The following is a 20,234-nucleotide window of genomic DNA, read 5'->3' on the forward strand; positions in this document are numbered from 1 at the left end:
GTAGCACTGTACAAAACAACGAGGCGATTTCAAGTATGAGCGACTCCACCATATCATTCACTCTCAATGGCAAGCCAGTCACAGCAGTTGACGGCGAGTCCATCTGGCAAGTCGCCGAGCGGCAGGGGGTGGAAATCCCGCATCTTTGTTATGCCCCGCAACCGGATTATCGCGCCGATGGCAATTGCCGCGCGTGCATGGTGGAGATTGAGGGCGAACGGGTATTGGCGGCCTCGTGCTTGCGCAAACCGGCCGAGGGCATGGTGGTCAAAACCGACACTGCGAAAGCAAAGAAAGCGCAAACCCTGGTCATGGAATTATTGGTCGCAGATCAACCGAGTCGTGATGTGGCGCACCAGAAAAATTCCCATTTTTGGCAATGGGCCGATAAGCTGTCGGTGTCGATGAGCCGGTTTCCACGCCGTGAAACACCTACGCCCGACACCAGTCATCCGGCCATGCATATTGCCCTGGATGCCTGTATTCAATGCAACCTGTGTGTAAGAGCATGCCGTGAAGTGCAGGTTAATGATGTTATTGGCATGGCTTTTCGGGGACACAACTCGAAGATTGTTTTTGATATGGATGATCCGATGGGCGCCAGCACTTGCGTTGCCTGTGGCGAATGTGTTCAGGCATGTCCAACGGGCGCGCTCATGGAGGCCACTTTGGTGGACGAAAATGGCGTTGACAAGATTGATTCACTGGCTGACCCACTGACTGAGACTGACAGTGTTTGCCCTTATTGTGGTGTGGGTTGTCAAATAACCTATCAGGTTGCGGACAATGAAATTATTGCCGTTCAGGGCAAGCAAGGGCCGGCCAACCGGAATCGGTTATGCGTCAAGGGTCGCTTCGGTTTTGACTATGTGAAACATCCTCATCGGTTGACCAAACCGCTTATCCGTGTGGATAAAACCAACAAGGTTGGGGATATCGACCTCGATCCTGCCAATCCTTTGTCGCATTTTCGGGAAGCGAGTTGGGATGAAGCGCTGGATTTTGCGGCTGGCGGGTTGAAAAAAATCCGTGATGGGCATGACAACGGCGGCAACGCGTTGGCCGGTTTTGGTTCGGCGAAATGCAGCAATGAAGAAGCCTATATTTTTCAAAAACTGATACGCACTGGTTTTGGCACTAATAATGTCGATCACTGCACCCGACTTTGTCATGCGTCATCGGTCGCCGCGCTATTGGAAGGCGTCGGTTCGGGCGCGGTCTCGGCGCCCTTTAATGCAGTTGAAGATGCTGATTGTGTGATGGTGATCGGCGCAAATCCGGTAGGCAATCACCCGGTCGCGGCGACCTTTTTCAAGCAGGCCGCGAAACACGGCACATTGATCGTAATGGACCCCCGCGGCACCGCCTTAAAACGACACGCGACTTATATGCTGCAGTTCACGCCCGGCACCGATGTGGCACTGCTCAATGGAATTCTCCACACCATCATCGAAGAAAATCTATACGATCAACGTTATGTCGAGCAACATACCGAAGGGTTTGAAAACCTAAAGAAACATATCGCAGATTTCCCCCCGGAAAAGATGCAATCGATTTGCGGCATTGATGCAGAAACTTTACGCCTGGTCGCCCGCACTTTTTCAAAAGCCAAAGCCGCGATTATTTTCTGGGGCATGGGAATTTCTCAGCATATTCACGGCACCGACAATGCGCGCTGCCTGATCGCGCTTTCCTTGATTACCGGCCAGATCGGTCGGCCCGGCACCGGGCTGCATCCATTGCGCGGTCAAAATAATGTGCAGGGGGCTTCGGATGCGGGTTTGATTCCGATGATGCTGCCTGATTATCAGTTGGTTGCTGTGGACAATCTGCGCGCGCAGTTTGAGAATGCCTGGGGCGCGAAGCTGGATCCCCAGCCTGGATTAACCGTGGTGGAGATTATGGATGCTATTCACGATGACAAAATATCGGGGATGTACATCATGGGGGAGAACCCGGCGATGTCCGACCCCGATGTGCAGCACGCCAGGGATGCATTGGCGAAACTGGATCATCTGGTGGTGCAGGATTTGTTTTTAACCGAAACCGCGTTTTATGCGGATGTCATATTACCCGCATCCGCATGGCCGGAAAAAGACGGCACGGTGACCAATACCAACCGCCAGGTGCAGATGGGTCGAAGCGCGTTAGAACTCCCCGGAGATGCCCGCCAGGATTGGTGGATTACTCAGGAAATCGCAAAACGTCTTGATCTGGATTGGAACTATTCCCATCCAAGAGATATTTTTGCGGAAATGACTGGGGTGATGCCGTCATTCAGTAACATTAGCTGGGTTCGCCTGGCAGCGGAAAGCGCGGTTACCTACCCGTGCGACGCAGCGGATAAACCAGGCAATGATATTGTATTTGAAAATGGTTTTCCCACGGCGAATAAACGCGGAAAGCTTATTGCGGTGAATCTGGTTGCGCCAGACGAATTGCCGGACGATGAATATCCAATGATCCTGTCCACCGGGCGACAACTGGAACACTGGCACACCGGCTCCATGACCCGCCGCACCAAAGTACTGGATCAGATTGAACCCGAAGCGATTGCCTCGATTTCACCTCAGGCGCTGCGTGATTTGAAGGTTGCGCCCGGCGCAAAAATCAGGGTTTCCACACGAAGAGGCGCCATCGAATTAATTGCCAGAGTGGATACCGCTTTGCCCGACAACATGCTTTTTATTCCATTTTGTTATGCCGAAGCGGCCGCCAATACACTGACCAATCCGGCTTTGGACCCGGTCGGAAAAATCCCCGAGTTCAAGTTTTGCGCGGCAAGGGTGGAAGCGGCGTGATTTCGCAATTTATCACTCCATCCTTGAGCGAAGATCAAACGGGCGCAACCCGTTTGGTGGGGGAGTTTTGACCATGAGTTGTGCAGCTTGGCGGGCAACATGAAAGCGAGCATGAAAGCGATCTTGCTGAATGACTTTGGCGGCCCTGAAATGATGGTTTTCGGTGATGCCGAATGCCCGCTCGCTGGCGAAAGACAAATTCTGATCAAAGTGGCGGCGACCTCGGTCAATCGTCCCGATGTAATCCAACGCCAGGGAAACTATGCCCCGCCCAAAGGCGAATCCGAGATTCTCGGCCTGGAAGTGGCTGGCACCGTGGCAGCGCTCGGCGCGCAGGTAACGCAGTGGAAAATTGGCGAGCGGGTGATGGCCCTTATTGGCGGCGGTGGATACGCCGAATATGCAGTCGCCTATGCTGATCATGCCATGGCCATTCCCGAGAACATGGATTTCAACCAGGCCGCCTGCGTTTGTGAAACCTACCTGACCGCGTACCTGAATCTTTTTATGATTGCCGGGTTGGGGCGAGATCAATCGGTTGGCCAGTCAACCGGTCAGCCGGCCAATCAATCCGTATTGCTTCACGGCGGTGGCGGCGGCGTCAATACCGCCGCTATCCAGTTATGCAAACAGTTGGCGCCGGACAGCGCCATCATCGTTACCGCCTCCAGCGCAAAGGTGGAGCGGGTGAAACAGCTCGGTGCCGATTATGTGATCGATTATCAGAACGAGTCATTCGCGGATAAAGTTAAGGAAATTACCGACCAGCGCGGCGTGGATGTGATTCTCGATCATATTGGCGCGGATTACCTGAAGCCAAACATGCAATGTCTTGCGGTGGGCGGAACGCTGATGTTGATTGGGGTGATGGGCGGGAGCGTCGCCGAACTTAACCTGGCATTGGCGATGGTCAAGCGGCAACGCATCATCGGCTCAGTTTTGCGTTCCCGTCCGCTACCCGAAAAAGCCGCCATCATTGCGGCGTTCACCAAAACGGTATTGCCATTGATGGCAAACGGCACAATTTCACCGCTGATATCCGAAGTCTATCCCCTGAAAAAAGCCGCCGCCGCCCATCGTGCGATGGAAAACAGTAGCCACTTTGGCAAAATCGTGTTGACGGTGGCGTGATTTTCCAACACCGTAGTTTTTTTATCTCCTAGAAAAATCAAATGAAAATCGGTAAATTAGTACCAAAATACGCTCCTAAAATTTTCACCTATTGCGAGCAACATCCGGGTGAGTCGAAAAATCTGATGGACGCAGAATATTCCAACAGAATATTTGGAGTGAATTTTCCGTTTTGCATGGAAAGCAAGGCTATTGAGCATGTAGCTAATAACCGCAGGTTTTGGGCGAAGACGTACACCGTATGCGGGAAAACGGTTAGAGTAACAAACAATTGGTTTGCTAATAGCAAGCCAAAATTTGTGCAGTATCTTATTGATAAAAATATTATCAACGAAACGGGAGCCACGGATTTATTGCAATCCATTAATACGTCAAATCCACAACACGTACACAAAGCCGAACAAAAAAGTTCATATTCTAATAAGCGTTATCGTAAGCCTGCGATAGGTGATTCTCAAAACGGTTTCGTGCGTAGCATTCTTGGAAATTTGGGAAATGAATCTTTTTCTGACTCAGATTGGATTGAAGTTAAAAAATCATTCGGGCAAAAATGTGTGTATTGCGAGGAAGCGAAAGTGTTAGTGATGGATCATGCCGTTCCGATAAACCGAACACACTTGGGCGAGCATCGCCTGGGAAATCTCGTTCCAGCTTGTAAAGAGTGCAATAACGAAAAAGGAGGATATATGGATTATCGAGAGTTTTTATCTTCAGAGCCGAAACGTCTGAATAAGATTGAAGAACATATGCACAAACATAAATATACACCTTTGAAAGACCAAGAAAATTTTGAGCAGATGCAAGAAGTGATTAAACTTGCACACGAAGAACTTAATCCGCTTTCTAAACGATACATTAAAATTTTGAATGCTATGCGCGTTGAGAAAAATATTAATTAATGATGAACAATCTGACGTAGAAAAACTATGAACTTGTCTGATCATCAGGGAAAACGGTTGCTTGCGGGGTTGTCCACAAACGATATTTTTGAGCGCATCACGCCGCAGGTGGTGCAGGATTTTGCCGAACATGGTGTGGTACTGTTGCGGCGGGTGATTGCGCCAGCCTGGATCGAGAAATTGCGCATCGGAATCGAAAAAAACATTGCCGAACCTACCGCGCGGGGGCGCATCTGGGACCGTGATGACAACGGGCGTGTCTGTTTTTACGATAGCCAGGCGTGGCAGAGAATCGCCGAATACCGCAAATTCGTCGAACAATCACCGATTGCCGAAATAGCGGCGCGGGTGATGAATAGCGATCGGGTCAATTTCTTTTTCGATGCGGTTTTCGTGCGCACTCCCGGCGCGCAATTTCGCACGCCGTTCCATCAGGACGAGCCATACTGGTCTGTGGAGGGTTTCGATACCTGCACCATCTGGATGCCGCTGGTCCCGGTCGAAAAGGAGAGCGCGCTGGAGTTTGTGCGCGGCTCTCACCGCTGGAATCGGTGCTTTCGCCAGACTGATTTCGGCGCGCTCACCGGGGACGAACGCGACCAGCGGATCGACTCCCCCGACGACCAATACGAACTGTTCCCGGATATTGAGGGCGACCGGGGCAAGTACGAGATATTGAGCTGGGATATGCTGCCAGGCGACTGTACGATATTCAACGGTCGAGTGATTCACGGGGGATCCGGTAATCTTTCCCGAGACCGGGATCTTAAAGTATTCAGCACCAAGTGGTTGGGAGACGATGTGCGTATTTGCTTTCGAAAAGAGGGCATGGACCCCGATCATTCGCAGATAATGACGCAACTGGGACTAAAGTCCGGCGACCGAATCGGCAGTGCGCTCTATCCGGAGTTCCGTTTCGAGTTGGCATAATCCGCAGAGCTCCCGCAGGTCGCACTGCTTGATCGCCCTCAGCACGGCGCGTCCGGTGCGCAGTATGCCGGGTTGGCTGCGTAGGCGTTGAAGTGGAATTTGTTTGCCATGGCTTCAGCCCTGTCCCGCTTGGCCACTATCGCAGCTAATGGATTGTCATGTATTGTGTTGGCTGTATAATGTTAGCGGTATAACAATATGATTATCCATCACACTAATCAGTATAATCAGCAATATGACGAGAGAAAACGATGAACTTGTATGAGTATCAAGGAAAGCGATTGCTCGCGGGCTATGGTATTGCGATTCCTAAAGGTGAAATTGCGATAACACCGGAACAGGCTGAAGAGGTCGGCAACCGACTCGGCGGTGAGCAGTGGATGGTCAAGGCGCAAATTCGTTCAGGTGGTCGAGGCGAAGGGCGTATTGAAGGAAACGAACTGACCAGTGGTGTGCGCAAAGCAGACAGCATAACCAACATTCGTCGATTCACCAATGATATGCTGGGCAACAAACTGATTACCCGGCAGACTGGAACGGAAGGGGCCAGCGTAGATCGTGTTTATATTGAACAGGCATTGGTATTCGGCAAAGAGTTATCAATGGCAATGTTGGTTGATTCAAAAGTTAAAAAAGCGGTGTTGCTGTATTCGGACAAGGGGGGAACTAATATTGAATCCGTTGCCGCCCGGCACCCGAACTCTATTCATACCCTCGAAATTGATCACCCGCAGGGCCCGCAGCCTGGTCAGCTTGAATCTTTGGTGAAAAATTTGGGTCTTGAAGCGGCCTTGGCGGAAAAAGCAAAGCAGGTTGTAAACAATATATACAAGTTGTTTATCGAGCGCGATGCCAGTTTGGTTGAAATCAATCCATTGGCGGTGGTTGGCGATGACCTTGTCGCACTGGACGCAAAAATCGCTGTGGATGAAAACGCCATGTTCAGGCAGCAGGACAATCAATACCTGGAGCAGGACAATTATCGCCTCGATGGTCGTTTGCAGGCCAGCCGCGACGGATTTAACTATTTCAAACTTGATGGCAATATTGGCTGCTTGGCGGTTGGCGCCGGATTATCCATGGCGACCATTGACGCGATTAAATACCTGGGCGGCGAACCGGCTAACTTTCTCGACTTGCCACCGGATTCCAAGGTCAGTCGTAGCCGTAGCGCCATCGAGCTGGTGCTTTCCAGTGACCGGGTTAAAAGTGTCCTCATCAATGTTTTTGGCGGCGGCATTATGCGATGCGACACCATTGCCGATGCCATACTGCTGGTCAACCAGTCGTCGTCGATTACCGTTCCCTTAATCGTGCGGTTGGCCGGCACCAACGCGGCGTTGGCGATTCGGCGCCTGCGTGAATCCGCGCCCAATATCATTCTTGCGCAAAATATGGCTGAAGCGGCGGACCAGGCAGTGGCGCTCGCCAACCCGATAAAAAGCGACCGCTCGGAGACCGCGCAATCTCCATGGCAGCCCTTTCCATGGAAGAGCGGATTTAAGCGCTTCGTGGGCGCCCGGGCAATGAAGCACAAAAAATAGGCATGCCTGAATTATGTCGATTTTAGTCAACAAGTCCAATAAAGTTATTTGCCAGGGAATTACCGGCCGCCAGGCAACTTTCTATGTGGAGCGCGCAATGACCTCAGGCACACAAATGGTGGGCGGGGTGAGACCGGGCAAGGGTGGCATCCAGCATCTTGGGTTGCCGGTTTTCAATAGCGTTAGCGAGGCAATATCGGAAACCGGCGCCGATACCACGGTAATCTTCGTTCCCAAGGAGGGCGCCGCAAGCGCGATGCTTGAGGCAATCGAAGCAGAAATACCCCTGATAGTCTGTATCACCGAGCATATTCCGGTGCTTGATATGGTGAAGGTGATCAGTGCGTTGGCGCAGGATAAGTCGGATAAGTCGGGCAAGTCGCGATTGATTGGGCCAAATAGTCCGGGAATCATCACTCCTGAGGCATGCCGCATCGGCATTATGCCGGTGGAAATATTCCGGCCTGGCAGCATCGGCATCGTTTCGCGGTCAAGCACGCTAACTTACGAAGCGGTGTCGCAAACAACGGATAATGGCCTCGGACAGTCCACGTGTATTGGCATTGGCGGTGACCCGGTGCACGGGGTCAATTTTGTTGATTGCCTGAAATTGTTCAGGGAAGATGCGCAAACCGAGGCGGTGGTGTTGATTGGTGAGATTGGCGGCTCGGAAGAAGAGCAAGCGGCGGAATACTTAAAGGAATGTGATTATCCGAAACCGGTGGTGGCCTATATCGCCGGTCAATACGCCCCAGCGGAGCGGCGCATGGGTCACGCCAGCGCCATCATTGAGCATGGCTGCGGCAATGCCGTGGATAAAATAAAGAGATTGTCAGAGGCAGGTGTTGCCATGGCCGATTCCCCGGTCAGTATTGGCTCGACCATGAGCCGGGTTTTGCGATAGAGCTTGCTGACAATTGCACCCGTGACAAAAACAAGGCATTAAACGTTGCAGCATGAAGGCAAATAGCAGTTATCTGTATTCAAATTTATATTTGCACTGGTTTATTTGCACTGGACTTGCGGATAGTTGTACTTTGTCAGGTAACAGGAGTATTCTGATAGCTGGTATATGGTATGCTGAATATCGGCATACTCGTTAAAAATCACGTCGCGTTATCGCTACTGGGGGGTAACATCCAGGCAGCGTTCGGGACATCAAACTTTTGGAAAATAAAATGATAAAATTTACGACAAGATTTACTAAGGCGCTTATGTTTTCTGTTGTACTGGCGATGGTGGCAATCGTAACCACATACTCTCAATCGGCATCGGCCTGGGAACCGCAAAAACCAGTTGAATTTGTTGTTATGGCCGGCAAGGGCGGTGGCGCGGACAAGGCGGTTAGATTGATGCAGAGTATTATTGCGTCAGATAATATGGCCCCGGTGCCGTTCACGCCGGTTAATAAGCCCGGTGGTTCGGGTGCGGAAGCGCTGGTTCATATGAACGGTAAAAAAGGTGATAACCACACCATCATGTTCACCCTGAATAGTTTTTACACCACCCCCTTGCGACAGCCTAAGCTTGGCGTTGATATCACTACTTTTACGCCGGTTGCTCGCATGGCCGAGGACACTTTCCTGCTCTGGGTTCATACCGATCGTAAGGATATCAACAATGTCGCCGATTTTGTTAAAGCGGTTAAAGCCAAAGGCAACCAGTGGATTATGGCCGGAACCGGCAAGAATTCGGAAGATAACCTGTTAACCGATTTTCTTAACTCCGCTTATGACCTTGATATGAAATATGTTCCTTATAAAGGCGGCGGCAAGGTTGCCAAAGAGCTGGCTGGCAAGAATGCTGATTCAACGGTGAACAACCCTTCGGAGCAGTTGGGATTCTACGAAGCGGGCTTGACTAAAGCGTTGGCAACATTCACGCCGGAACGGTTGCCGCTTTTCCCCGATGCGCCTACCTTTAAGGAACTTGGCAAGGATTTTGTCTATTTCATGCAACGTACCGTGGTTGGCGCGCCAGGCATGAGCGCGCAAGCGGCCGCTTACTACACCGACCTTTTCACGCGCGTATTCAACTCCGATAAATGGCAGGAATATCGCACCAAGAAAAGCCTGCAAGGCGATCTGTTGACCGGTGAGGCATTGATGAGTTACTGGAAAGAAGAGCGTGATATACATCGTCAAATGCTCATAAAAATGGGTGCGATTAACTAAGGTGCAATCCAGTCTCTCTGGTGCATAAATAACAAGACATAAATAACAAGTGTAGATAGGGGAGACGCCTAATCATGACAGTTCGTACTGCTGAATTGTTAATGGCAATAATGATGGGGGGTTTCTCCATCTACCTTATGGTCAAAAGCGCTGAGCTGCCAATCGGCTGGATAGAAGGCGAAGGCCCGGGAGGGGGTGCCTGGCCATTCTGGTTGTCCGCCATCATGCTGATTTCCTGCATGGGAATCGGCTACAACTGGTTTCGCAGGCACGGTCGGATTGCAACCTCTGAAAAGGTTTACATAGAGCCGCATGTATTGACCGATGTCACCGCTGTCATGGTGGCATTGATTGTGACTGTTGGCTTGTTTTCGGTTATCGGCATCTATGGCGCCTTACCGATGTTCCTTATTTTCTATCTAAGATTTCTCGGCAAACACGCCTGGCGATTGACCATAACCTTGGCCATCGCCATTCCGGTAGTCACATTTTATTTTTTCGAAATAACACTAAAAATAATTCTCCCCAAAGGCATTACCGAGCCCTTGTTCATACCGCTATACAAGATGTTTTTTTGAATGGGTTTTTTTGATCGGGTAAAGTAACCCTTCAGTTTTAAAAAAACAAGAATATGGTTGAAATTCTAGGACTTCTCGGTAGTGGCTTCGCGGTCGTATTTGAGCCGCAAAATTTGATGTTAATCATTGCCGGTTGTGCGCTAGGGCTATTTATTGGTGCGATGCCAGGCCTGGGTTCGGTAAATGGTGTGGCCATTTTGTTGCCGCTGACATTTCTGGTGCCGCCCACCGGGGCAATTATTTTTCTTGCGGCGATATATTATGGCGCCATGTACGGCGGCGCTATCTCATCTATTATGCTCGGCATACCCGGCGCATCGACCGCGGTTGCCACAACTTTTGATGGTCGTCCAATGGCGAAGCAAGGTCTGGCGGACAAAGCCCTGACCGCCGCCGCAGTGGCTTCTTTTGTCGGCGGTACAATTTCAATTGTCCTATTTACTTTTTTTGCACCCCCACTGGCACATGTTGCCCTGGTTTTTGGCGCGCCCGAAGAGTTTGCGCTGATGATGTTGGCATTCGCCACTTTCGTAGGCCTGGGCGGCGACGATATATTCAAGACTCTTTTCTCAATTTGTATCGGGCTGGTTTTGAGTGCTGTTGGCTTCGATATTATTTCCGGCGAGCCTCGTTTGGTCTTGTGGGACATTACCGGGTTTTTGCATGGTATTAATTTTCTGGTATTGGCGATTGGTATTTATGGCATTGGTGAAATGATCTGGACGGTTGAAGAGCATAGCCTGGGTGGTGGCAAGAGTATGCTTTCCGATGCGAATGTCACGGTGAAGCGGACCTTATCCAATTTGCGTGAGTTAGTCTCAACCTGGAAAACCACGGTCATGGGATCTTTTTTGGGATATTTTGTCGGCATACTTCCAGCGGCAGGCGCTACGCCAGCTTCGCTAATGGCCTACGGTGTGGCAAAACAGATTTCCAAGGAGCCGGAAAAATTCGGCAAGGGAGCGGTGGAAGGCGTTTGCGCTCCCGAGGCCGCCAATAACGCAGCCAGCACTGGCTCGATGCTGCCGATGTTAACGCTGGGCATTCCCGGTTCGCCGACCACGGCGATATTACTTGGCGGAATGGTTATTTGGGGTTTGGAACCGGGCCCAAGATTGTTCGTTGATCATAGTGATTTTGTCTGGGGCTTGATTGCCTCATTGTACGCCGCCAACGTATTCGCGGTTTTGATTAACGTGGCTTTTATACCGGTATTTATAAGGATTCTGAAAACGCCGTTCACCATTCTGGCGCCCATCATTTTCATTTTATGCTTGATCGGCGGATATGCGCCGACACAAGATATGCATGATGTCTGGCTAATGTTGGTGTTCGGTATCGTCGGTTATCTAATGCGCAAGCTCGATTACCCGCTGGCACCTGCAGTATTGGCAATCGTGCTTGGACCATTGGCAGAGCCAGCCTTGCGACAGTCGTTAATCATCAGCGATGGCTCGTTCGCGATTTTCTTTAATCGCGCCTATGCAGCACCGATCACGATCGTCGCGATTTTACTTTTATGCCTGCCGTTGTTTAAGATGGCTTATGACCGGTTACGCAGAGGCAAGGCAGTATGATAATGCCGCATAGGCGAACCTATTTATGAATAAGCCGCTAGAAAATAAAAGCCAAGCCGATACGGCAACAGACACCTTGGCCAGGAAGAGCCGCGCCGCCGATGTCGTCTCCGGCGGTCATTTGGTTGCGCGAGTACTGAGACATATACGATGGCTGCCTTGATGAAGGGATTGGCATCATTATGGAAACCGCGCAACGGTTTGGCGCGCCGTACCTTGCGGTTGTTGGCAACAATTCAGCCATGAACCAAATCCGCTATGGCCAGATTACCAAGTATGGTCCAGAGCGCGGCAATGTTGGCAACCAGCTCGGCGATGTCCAGTTCAGCAAGTTTGCGGAAATGATTGGCGGTTACGGCGAGGAAGTGCGCGACGCCAGCGAAATTCAACCGGCGTTGCAACGCGCCCGAGCGGCCATTGCTAAAACTGGAAAATGCGCGGTGGTCAATGTGTGGGTTGACCAGGATGAATATGCTCCCGGCACCAAAGCCCAGACGATGTATAAATAGAGCTATCTCCGGTGGCCACAGGTGATAACGAAAAGGCCATGACGAGCAATTGATTTTAAATATTTGACGGAAATGAAAAAATGAAAGCACTTGAAGGTGTCAAGATTCTCGATTTCACACACGTTCAATCCGGCCCGACCTGTACTCAGCTGCTTGCTTGGTTGGGCGCCGATGTGATTAAAGTCGAACGTCCCGGTGTGGGCGACGCAACGCGCAAACAGTTGGTTGATGTGGACGGCGCCGATTCGTTGTATTTCACGATGCTCAATCATAACAAGCGCTCGCTGACCCTGAACTCCAAGAATGAGACTGGCAAGGCAGTGCTGGAGCGGTTAATCAAGGAATGCGATGTGATGGTGGAAAATTTTGCGCCGGGCGCTCTGCAACGCATGGGATTTTCCTGGGAGCGAATCCAGGCATTAAATCCGCGCATGATTATGGGCTCGGTCAAAGGATTTGGCCCAGGCCCGTACCAGGATTGCAAGGTTTATGAAAACGTTGCCCAATGCGCCGGCGGGTCGGCTTCCACAACCGGTTTCCCGGATGGCCCGCCGTTGGTCACCGGGGCGCAAATTGCTGATTCGGGTACCGGTTTGCATCTGGCGCTGGGCCTGGTCGCCGCGCTATACCAGCGCGAAAAATCCGGGCGCGGCCAGAAAATTTTAGCGCCGATGCAAGACTGCGTGCTGAATTTATGCCGGGTAAAATTACGCGACCAGCAGCGCTTGCAGCACGGCCCGCTGACCGAGTATTCCCAGTTTGCCGATGGTATGGATTTTGGCGATGCCACTCCTAGAGCCGGGAATGACTCAGGCGGCGGGCAGCCGGGGCGAATACTTAAATGCAAAGGCTGGGAAACTGATGCTAACGCCTATACCTATTTTATTACTCAGGCCGCAGTATGGGAAAATGTATGCGATGTCATTGGAAAACCGGAATGGAAAGAGGATTCTGAATATGCCACTCCAAAAGCTAGATTGACTCGACTCAACGCAATTTTTGAGACAATCGAGCAATGGACTATGACTAAAACCAAGTTTGAAGTGATGGATATTTGCAATGCCGTAAATATTCCGGTCGGCCCGATCCTGTCGATGAAAGAATTGGCAGAAGAACCCGCATTGCGAGATACCGGCACTATTGTGGAAGTCGATCATCCTGAGCGCGGCAAGTACCTGACCGTCGGTTGTCCAATAAAAATGTCGGATTCACCGGTGGAGGTGGATCGTTCTCCGCTTTTAGGAGAGCATACCGATGAAATACTGACCGCCATCCTGGGGTATTCGGATGAAGAAGTAGCCGCAATCAAACAATCTGGCGCTGTTTAGTTAATCTTTAAAACGGCGGATAGTCATAATGCGAATTGTTGTTCATGGCCAGCAGGCTTTCGGCAAAGCAGTTTTGGAAAGGCTTATTAAGCGCAATGAAAATATCGTAGCGGTATGTACTGCGCCAGACCGGCAACCCGATACGATCAAAGTTGATCCACTCAAAGTTAATCCACTCAAGGAGTTTGCGGCCCAGAATGGGTTGGCGGTACATCAGCCCGCGTCATGGAAAACCGATGAATCGCTGGCCCTGATGACCTCATTTGATGCCGATCTGTGCATGATGGCATATGTGCTGTTGTTTGTGCCGGAAGCGGTGCTAAACGCACCTAAACTGGGGTCGTTTCAATATCATCCATCGTTACTGCCCATGCACCGCGGGCCTTCATCAATCAACTGGCCTATCGCGATAGTTGCCACCAAAACCGGGCTATCCATTTTTTGGCCGAACGATGGGCTTGACCAGGGGCCGGTGCTGCTGCAAAAAGAGTGCGAAATTGGAGTGGGTGAGACGCTTGGGGACATTTATTTTAAAAAGTTATTTCCTATGGGAGTTGATGCGATGATTGAATCACTAGACCTGGTTAAACTGGGTCAGGCGCCTAAACTAGCACTGGATCTTTCAAAAGGCTCATATGAATCATGGTTTGGTCGAAGCGAAGCAAATAATTAATTGGGCAAAACCTGTCGCGGAAATATATAATATGATTCGAGCTGGCAATCCACAACCGGGTGCCTGGACGACATATGGTCGGCAAGAACTTAAGGTTTTCGATTCATGTCTCGCTGAAGCTGGCGGTTGCCATAGAATAATACCAGGGATTTGTGGTGGCTGCTGGTGATGGTGCTATTAGAATCAAACGGGTAAGGGCGGACGGTGGTAAAGTCGGTGCCATTGAATATGTCGCAACCAGCAGGTTGACTGTCGGAGATATAATCGGCACATAGGCACACTTCGGACTAATATTTTATTTGGTTCGAGCGCGAGCCGTTATTAAACACCTAACCTTATTTAAAACTATACTCGGCGCCACGTGCAAAGAATTTATAAATGAGGTGTAAAAATACACCATACGCATTACTTTTCCAGGCGGCTGCGATGCCTGACCCAAACTAAAATAACTGATTAACCCAATAAGAATACTGATGAGTGATATTGAAATTGCGCAAAACGCGCCGATCAAACCGATTTTCGAAATAGCCGCTAAACTGGGTATTCCCAACGAAGAATTGGTGCCTTTTGGTCATACTAAAGCAAAGGTCAGCCTGAATTATATTGATTCATTAAAAGATCGACCTGATGGCAAGCTGATTCTGGTTACTGCGATTACCCCGACTCCGGCCGGGGAAGGAAAAACCACCACTTCGGTTGGACTCACTGATGGCCTCAATAAAATCGGTAAAAAAACCATGGTGTGTTTGCGCGAGCCTTCTCTGGGCCCATGTTTCGGTATGAAAGGCGGAGCGGCGGGGGGCGGTTACGCTCAGGTAATCCCGATGGAAGATATTAATTTGCATTTTACCGGCGATTTTCATGCGATTACTTCGGCGCACAGTTTACTGTCCGCATTGATAGATAATCATATTTATTGGGGCAACGCAGCCGGCATTGATACTCGTCGAATAGCCTGGCGTCGGGTGGTGGACATGAATGATCGCTCATTGCGACAAATAACCAGCTCACTCGGTGGCGTCGCTAACGGTTACCCACGAGAAGATGGATTCGATATCACCGTCGCCTCGGAAGTGATGGCGATATTCTGCCTCTCCAAAGATGCCAAAGACCTGGAGCAACGCCTCGGTCAAATTGTGATTGGTTACACCCGCGATCGGCAGCCGATACGGGCGGCGGCGGTGAAGGCGCCGGGCCCGATGACGGTGTTGCTCAAACAGGCTATCGCGCCGAATTTGGTGCAGACGCTGGAGCATAATCCGGCATTTATTCATGGCGGACCCTTTGCAAACATCGCCCACGGCTGCAATTCGGTGATTGCCACCCGTGCGGCGATGAAACTTGCGCCATATGTGATTACCGAAGCCGGTTTCGGCGCCGATTTGGGCGCGGAAAAATTCTTTGATATTAAGTGCCGTAGTGCCGGTTTAGCACCCGATGCGGTCGTCCTGGTTGCTACAGTACGCGCATTGAAAATGCACGGCGGTGTGGCCCGGGGCGATCTTGGCAAAGAAAACGTGCAAGCGGTTAAAGATGGCTGCGTGAACCTTGCCCGCCATATTGAAAATGTTAAATGCTATGGTGTGCCCGTGGTCGTAGCGGTTAACCGATTCAGCGCCGATACCGATGCCGAAATGGCAGCAGTACGGGAGTTGACCGGAAGCTACGGCGTGAAAGCCATCGATGCCAACCATTGGGCCGAAGGCGGTGCCGGCACCACGGAACTCGCGCAAGAAGTGGCAAGAGTCGCCGACAGCGGTGAAAGCAAATTTACCACCGCCTATCCCGACGACATGCCGCTATGGGACAAAATCAAAACGGTGGCAACCAAAATTTATCGCGCCGACGACATTACTGCCGATCAGAAAACCCTCCATGATATTGAGGCTCTTCAGGACGGTGGATTTGGCAATTTGCCGGTTTGCATCGCTAAAACCCAGTACAGTTTCTCGACCGACCCGAACCAGAAGGGCGCGCCCACCGGGCATTTTTTACCGGTCAGGGAAGTCAGATTATCGGCCGGCGCCGGTTTTATCGTCGTGGTTTGCGGCGATATCATGACCATGCCGGGTTTGCCCAGAGAGCCCGCGGCCAACCGCATTCGCATTAATAATAAGGGTGACGTGGAAGGGTTGTTTTAGTTTTTGGGCCATCTTTAATCTGTGGGAATTATATACTTGAAGGCATTTTGCAAGTCATTCAGGTTAATATATTATACGCTGTAATCCACAAATCAACGAGTTACCGAGCATGTGCAAAAAAACCGTTGTTGCATTTGAGTTCTTCTCACGATTTCCAGACGAACAATCGGCTTGCGAATACTATGAAACGCGCCGATGGCCGAATGGAGTGGTTTGCCATTTGTGCAGCGGCACAAATAACGCCCCGCGCAAAGGGCGCGCTGGATTCTATCGTTGCAATGATTGCCGCCGGCCATTTTCGGCAAAGAGCGGAACGGTCATGGCGCGTTCCAGAATTGAAATACGCATATGGCTTTATGCGATGTATCTGCTTTCCACCGCCCGCAAGGGAATATCCAGTTTGCAATTGTCGAAGGAAATCGGCGTTACTCAAAAGACGGCGGGGTTTATGCTTCACCGCATCCGCGAAGCTTGCGACAGCCGGAGCGGTTTGCTGAAAGGGCAAGTTGAGGTTGATGAAACTTATATCGGTGGAAAGGAGCGTAATCGCCACGCCAGCAAGCGGTTGAAACTTGGGCGCGGCCCGGTGGGCAAGGCAGGCGTGTTGGGTATGAAAGAGCGTGGCGGCAGGGTACGAGCAATGCCACTGAACGGCGAAGCGGACGCCAGCCGCCTAAAATGCGTCATTGTGGAGAATGTAAAGCGCGGGAGCAAGGTATACACCGACCAGCATCGCGGCTATTCCAAATTGAAAGGATACGACCACCACGCCGTCAGTCACAGTGCGGGCGAATATGTCCGGGGCGAAGCACACACCAACACGATTGAAAGTATTTGGGCCGTTATGAAGCGTGGCTATAACGGTGTATATCATCATTGGAGCAGGAAGCGCATGCAGAGGTATATCAATGAGTTTACCTTTCGATTGAACGAAGGGAATGTCAAACGGCACACCTACGACCGCATAGATGCCCTTTGCGACAGATTGAGCGGGAAGCGCATCACTTACGCCGAGCTAACCGCAGAATGAGCCAGCCACTACCGCGCGCATTTGAGGATGCGGTCGGGGCGGCAGTGGATTACCGGCCCGGTCCGATAATGACCTTTGCCGATTTGTTCTGCGGCATCGGCGGGTTCCATCTTGCTGCGTCGGCGCTCGGCTTGAAATGCGCTTACGCTTGCGACATTGACGAGCAGGCAAGGAAAGCCTACGAAGCGAATTTCGGCATTACTCCGGGCAACGACATCATCCAGGCAAAACCATCGGAACTGCCTGAATTTGATCTGCTTTGTGCTGGCTTTCTCTGCCAGCCATTTTCCATTATCGGCGACCGCAAGGGCTTGGCAGACCCGCGCGGCGCTTTATTCCGCGAAATAATCCGACTTGCGCGAGAGAAGAGGCCCGCCGCATTGGTATTAGAGAATGTGCGCCAGTTGGTTTCAATTAAGGGCGGTTCGGTTTTTGACCGCATTCTGCAGGATATTGCGGGGTTGGGCTATTATACAGACCACCGCATCCTCAACGCACTGGATTATGGTTTGCCCCAAAAGCGCGAAAGGGTTCTGATTGTGGCCACGCGCAAACGATTTGACGCTTTCCCTTGGCCTGATCGAAAAACCCCGATGAAGCCGCTTTCCGGGGTGCTGGAAAAGAATCCAGACAGCCGGTATTTTGTGTCGGATAAAATCCGGGAGTCCCGACGCAAAGCGCATTCGTCTCCGCACAAAATCGGAATTTGGCACGAGAATAAGGGCGGCAATGTAAGCAGTCATCCGTATTCGTGCGCCTTGCGCGCCGGCGCTTCATACAACTACTTGCTTGTCAACGGCGAGCGGCGTTTGACACCGAGAGAGATGTTGCGATTACAGGGTTTCCCGGACGAATACAAGATTATCAGCAACGACAGCCAGATCCGCAAACAAGCCGGCAATGCCGTGCCTGTCCCGCTGGCTTACACCGCTATTCAAGGCGTTTTACAAGTATATGACCAATCCACCGCGACTAAGGGGCAGCGCAACAAGGCGTAGCGGACCATATCCGCTCGGCGAGATACCACGCGAGACTGCAATCGCGGTGGGTAAGCATATAGTTCACCGGCTCGCGGTCGGTCATGCCAATATCACCGGAGACGACTTCGGCGGGATATTCGCGCAAGCCATTGGCGGAGACCACCGTAGCAGACCCCTCGGAATTGCCGACGTGGTCTGGAATGGGTGTGCTTGGTCGGTCAAAACAGTGCAAAACAGTAACCTATTTACCGCATCAGCGTTGCGGCTAATATCTGGCAGAAATTCCCCTGATTACTCGCTCGGCATGTCCGACCCGAGAAGGGATATAGCAGCCACCGGCAGAGCAGTATTATCAATTTGGAACAGCCGCGTCAACGAAGCGCTTGGTGAACACGATGACCTGCGCGTTGCCGTGCTTGTGCGGAATATAGGGACGCGGGAGTTTGTCTTGTTTGAAGACGAAGCGAAGCGATATATTCCAGATTATTACCGATGGAAGACAAATGACAGAGACAACTTGATTGGCATTGACATCGCAACCGGCACAAAGCGTTTCACTTGGCAGCCGCACGGCTCACAGTTCACTATTCACCGAGATCAGCGCCGCCAGCGGCCAGCAAGTTTAGAATATCGCACAACGTGCCCATCATTGAGTTTCAACACATTTTACGATTGGCGCGATACGATGATACATGGATCGAGTTTCAGACATGAAATGCACTTATGTATATAATTCCCTTAATTTTATGGGCTTTAATTTGCTGGGGATGAACGAAAGATGAAAGTATGCGTTGTTGGCACCGGTGCGATTGGCGGTTTTTTGGGTGTTCGTCTGGCACATGCCGGACACGATATATCTTTGATCGCCCGCGGGCCGCATTTGGCGGCAATCCAGTCAAACGGACTTAAGCTGATTCAGGATGGCGAACAACTGATTGCCAATAATGTGGTAGCCACAAGCAATATATCAGAATTGAGTGCTCAGGATGTCGTCATCATGGCGTTGAAAGCCCACCAGATTGCCGCTATTGTTGACAAACTGCCCCATCTTTTCGGCAAAGATACGGTAGTGGTGACCGTGCAGAACGGAATTCCGTGGTGGTACTTTCAGAATATGGGTCAGAATCTGAGCCGGGAATATGCGAATCGAACGGTGGAAACCGTTGACCCAGGCGGTGTGCTGAAAAGCGCGATTGATGCGCACCGGATTCTGGGTTGCATTGCCTACCCGGCGATGGTTATCGTCGAACCCGGCGTGATTCAGCATATTGAAGGGGTGCGTTTCCCGGTCGGCGAGTTGGATGGCGCTGATTCTGCTCGCGTTAATCGGATTAGCGAAATGTTCATCGAGGCTGGATTCAAGTCGCCGGTGTTGCCTGATATTCGCTCGGAGATCTGGTTAAAACTATGGGGCAACCTGTCATTCAATCCAATCAGCGCCGTCACCCATGCAACGCTGGAAGCCATTTGTCAGTATCCGTTGACCAGAGAGCTGGCGGCGAGCATGATGCTTGAAGCTCAGGCTGTCGCCGAAAAACTCGGGGCAAGTTTCCGGGTGACGGTGGAGCGCCGTATAGAAGGCGCGGAAAAAGTCGGCAAGCATAAGACCTCCATGCTTCAGGATGTGGAATCTGGCAAACCTCTGGAGATCGACGGCATGTTAGGCGCGGTCATCGAACTGGCGGAAGTGACCGCTACCGATGTGCCGGCTTTGAAATCTATTTACGCTTGTGTCTGTCTGTTGAATAAAACCATCGCCGATGAGCAGGTTTCGATTAAGGGTTGGCCTCGGCAGTGACCGGCTGGCAGTAGTAGAATAAATTTTGGATAAATTCCAGGTGTGTTTTGGGCTGCTGATTCGACCGAATCCCATTCCAGAGTTGTCCAATCCGCCGCGCCGATGCAGGCGCCGACAAAGATTTGGGAGCGCACTATCGGA

The 20,234-nt window shown here is 51.2% G+C and carries 18 protein-coding genes and 1 pseudogene; all 19 read left to right on the forward strand.

The genetic code is table 11. The features are described 5' to 3' along the window. The first annotated feature begins 35 nt into the window (after nt 1–35). The 19 genes and pseudogenes from fdhF (at nt 36) to ACPXXB_RS05160 (ending at nt 20,093) form a co-directional block, all read left to right on the forward strand. Entirely contained in the window at nt 36–2,801 is a 2,766-nt protein-coding gene (gene fdhF / locus ACPXXB_RS05070) for a formate dehydrogenase subunit alpha (RefSeq protein ID WP_423910092.1), read from the forward strand. A gap of 111 nt (nt 2,802–2,912) precedes the next feature. Continuing rightward, nucleotides 2,913–3,932 carry an NAD(P)H-quinone oxidoreductase gene (locus ACPXXB_RS05075; RefSeq protein WP_423910982.1) on the forward strand — a complete coding sequence of 340 codons (1,020 nt, stop codon included), beginning with the start codon at nt 2,913–2,915 and terminating at the stop codon, nt 3,930–3,932. 41 nt (nt 3,933–3,973) lie between these two features. Further along, nucleotides 3,974–4,831 carry an HNH endonuclease gene (locus tag ACPXXB_RS05080; RefSeq protein ID WP_423910094.1) on the forward strand — a complete coding sequence of 286 codons (858 nt, stop codon included), beginning with the start codon at nt 3,974–3,976 and terminating at the stop codon, nt 4,829–4,831. A 27-nt stretch (nt 4,832–4,858) separates the two neighbouring features. Then, nucleotides 4,859–5,761, forward strand: coding sequence for a phytanoyl-CoA dioxygenase family protein (locus tag ACPXXB_RS05085; protein ID WP_423910097.1), 903 nt, complete (start codon nt 4,859–4,861; stop codon nt 5,759–5,761). Nucleotides 5,762–6,012: 251 nt separating this feature from the next. Next, nucleotides 6,013–7,305 carry an ADP-forming succinate--CoA ligase subunit beta gene (gene sucC / locus ACPXXB_RS05090; protein WP_423910099.1) on the forward strand — a complete coding sequence of 431 codons (1,293 nt, stop codon included), beginning with the start codon at nt 6,013–6,015 and terminating at the stop codon, nt 7,303–7,305. 13 nt (nt 7,306–7,318) lie between these two features. Continuing rightward, nucleotides 7,319–8,209: a succinate--CoA ligase subunit alpha gene (sucD, locus tag ACPXXB_RS05095; protein ID WP_423910102.1), complete on the forward strand. Its 891-nt coding sequence runs from the start codon at nt 7,319–7,321 to the stop codon at nt 8,207–8,209. 274 nt (nt 8,210–8,483) lie between these two features. Further along, nucleotides 8,484–9,479 carry a Bug family tripartite tricarboxylate transporter substrate binding protein gene (locus tag ACPXXB_RS05100; RefSeq protein ID WP_423910105.1) on the forward strand — a complete coding sequence of 332 codons (996 nt, stop codon included), beginning with the start codon at nt 8,484–8,486 and terminating at the stop codon, nt 9,477–9,479. Nucleotides 9,480–9,553: 74 nt separating this feature from the next. Beyond that, nucleotides 9,554–10,057, forward strand: a complete 504-nt coding sequence (locus tag ACPXXB_RS05105) for a tripartite tricarboxylate transporter TctB family protein (protein WP_423910108.1) — start codon at nt 9,554–9,556, stop codon at nt 10,055–10,057. 53 nt (nt 10,058–10,110) lie between these two features. Further along, nucleotides 10,111–11,634: a tripartite tricarboxylate transporter permease gene (locus ACPXXB_RS05110; RefSeq protein ID WP_423910111.1), complete on the forward strand. Its 1,524-nt coding sequence runs from the start codon at nt 10,111–10,113 to the stop codon at nt 11,632–11,634. Nucleotides 11,635–11,659: 25 nt separating this feature from the next. Further along, complete coding sequence (locus tag ACPXXB_RS05115) at nt 11,660–11,797, forward strand: hypothetical protein (RefSeq protein WP_423910114.1); 138 nt, start codon at nt 11,660–11,662, stop codon at nt 11,795–11,797. A gap of 19 nt (nt 11,798–11,816) precedes the next feature. Further along, nucleotides 11,817–12,143: pseudogene (locus tag ACPXXB_RS05120) on the forward strand (thiamine pyrophosphate-dependent enzyme); the annotation flags it as partial. Between the two features lie 80 nt (nt 12,144–12,223). Beyond that, nucleotides 12,224–13,471, forward strand: a complete 1,248-nt coding sequence (gene frc / locus ACPXXB_RS05125) for a formyl-CoA transferase (RefSeq protein ID WP_423910117.1) — start codon at nt 12,224–12,226, stop codon at nt 13,469–13,471. A gap of 28 nt (nt 13,472–13,499) precedes the next feature. Then, nucleotides 13,500–14,144: a methionyl-tRNA formyltransferase gene (locus tag ACPXXB_RS05130; protein ID WP_423910120.1), complete on the forward strand. Its 645-nt coding sequence runs from the start codon at nt 13,500–13,502 to the stop codon at nt 14,142–14,144. 31 nt (nt 14,145–14,175) lie between these two features. Beyond that, nucleotides 14,176–14,313: a hypothetical protein gene (locus ACPXXB_RS05135; RefSeq protein WP_423910123.1), complete on the forward strand. Its 138-nt coding sequence runs from the start codon at nt 14,176–14,178 to the stop codon at nt 14,311–14,313. A gap of 304 nt (nt 14,314–14,617) precedes the next feature. Continuing rightward, nucleotides 14,618–16,285, forward strand: a complete 1,668-nt coding sequence (locus ACPXXB_RS05140; protein WP_423910126.1) for a formate--tetrahydrofolate ligase — start codon at nt 14,618–14,620, stop codon at nt 16,283–16,285. A gap of 109 nt (nt 16,286–16,394) precedes the next feature. After that, nucleotides 16,395–17,315: an IS1595 family transposase gene (locus ACPXXB_RS05145; RefSeq protein WP_423910128.1), complete on the forward strand. Its 921-nt coding sequence runs from the start codon at nt 16,395–16,397 to the stop codon at nt 17,313–17,315. Then, on the forward strand, nt 17,312–18,313 hold the full coding sequence (locus tag ACPXXB_RS05150; protein ID WP_423910130.1) for a DNA cytosine methyltransferase: 1,002 nt from the start codon (nt 17,312–17,314) through the stop codon (nt 18,311–18,313). Before ACPXXB_RS05145 ends, ACPXXB_RS05150 begins: the two co-directional genes overlap by 4 nt. 46 nt (nt 18,314–18,359) lie before the next feature. Continuing rightward, nucleotides 18,360–19,028, forward strand: a complete 669-nt coding sequence (locus ACPXXB_RS05155; protein WP_423910133.1) for a hypothetical protein — start codon at nt 18,360–18,362, stop codon at nt 19,026–19,028. 45 nt (nt 19,029–19,073) lie between these two features. Beyond that, a complete protein-coding gene (locus tag ACPXXB_RS05160; RefSeq protein ID WP_423910136.1) occupies nt 19,074–20,093 on the forward strand; it encodes a 2-dehydropantoate 2-reductase in 1,020 nt (339 codons plus the stop codon). The last annotated feature ends 141 nt before the right edge of the window (nt 20,094–20,234 follow it).

The organism is Candidatus Spongiihabitans sp. (genome assembly GCF_965237845.1).
In the GTDB taxonomy this organism is placed as follows: Bacteria; Pseudomonadota; Gammaproteobacteria; order Arenicellales; family Poriferihabitantaceae; genus Spongiihabitans.

Excerpts from the sequence above, each read along its gene's own strand:
- ACPXXB_RS05075 (WP_423910982.1), top strand. The coding sequence starts at position 2,913 with ATGAAAGCGATCTTGCTGAATGACTTTGGCGGCCCTGAAATGATGGTT.
- sucD (WP_423910102.1), top strand. The coding sequence starts at position 7,319 with ATGTCGATTTTAGTCAACAAGTCCAATAAAGTTATTTGCCAGGGAATT.
- ACPXXB_RS05080 (WP_423910094.1), top strand. The coding sequence starts at position 3,974 with ATGAAAATCGGTAAATTAGTACCAAAATACGCTCCTAAAATTTTCACC.
- fdhF (WP_423910092.1), top strand. The coding sequence starts at position 36 with ATGAGCGACTCCACCATATCATTCACTCTCAATGGCAAGCCAGTCACA.
- sucC (WP_423910099.1), top strand. The coding sequence starts at position 6,013 with ATGAACTTGTATGAGTATCAAGGAAAGCGATTGCTCGCGGGCTATGGT.
- ACPXXB_RS05145 (WP_423910128.1), top strand. The coding sequence starts at position 16,395 with ATGTGCAAAAAAACCGTTGTTGCATTTGAGTTCTTCTCACGATTTCCA.
- ACPXXB_RS05130 (WP_423910120.1), top strand. The coding sequence starts at position 13,500 with ATGCGAATTGTTGTTCATGGCCAGCAGGCTTTCGGCAAAGCAGTTTTG.
- ACPXXB_RS05140 (WP_423910126.1), top strand. The coding sequence starts at position 14,618 with ATGAGTGATATTGAAATTGCGCAAAACGCGCCGATCAAACCGATTTTC.
- ACPXXB_RS05105 (WP_423910108.1), top strand. The coding sequence starts at position 9,554 with ATGACAGTTCGTACTGCTGAATTGTTAATGGCAATAATGATGGGGGGT.
- frc (WP_423910117.1), top strand. The coding sequence starts at position 12,224 with ATGAAAGCACTTGAAGGTGTCAAGATTCTCGATTTCACACACGTTCAA.
- ACPXXB_RS05135 (WP_423910123.1), top strand. The coding sequence starts at position 14,176 with ATGATTCGAGCTGGCAATCCACAACCGGGTGCCTGGACGACATATGGT.
- ACPXXB_RS05085 (WP_423910097.1), top strand. The coding sequence starts at position 4,859 with ATGAACTTGTCTGATCATCAGGGAAAACGGTTGCTTGCGGGGTTGTCC.
- ACPXXB_RS05100 (WP_423910105.1), top strand. The coding sequence starts at position 8,484 with ATGATAAAATTTACGACAAGATTTACTAAGGCGCTTATGTTTTCTGTT.
- ACPXXB_RS05150 (WP_423910130.1), top strand. The coding sequence starts at position 17,312 with ATGAGCCAGCCACTACCGCGCGCATTTGAGGATGCGGTCGGGGCGGCA.
- ACPXXB_RS05110 (WP_423910111.1), top strand. The coding sequence starts at position 10,111 with ATGGTTGAAATTCTAGGACTTCTCGGTAGTGGCTTCGCGGTCGTATTT.
- ACPXXB_RS05115 (WP_423910114.1), top strand. The coding sequence starts at position 11,660 with ATGAATAAGCCGCTAGAAAATAAAAGCCAAGCCGATACGGCAACAGAC.
- ACPXXB_RS05160 (WP_423910136.1), top strand. The coding sequence starts at position 19,074 with ATGAAAGTATGCGTTGTTGGCACCGGTGCGATTGGCGGTTTTTTGGGT.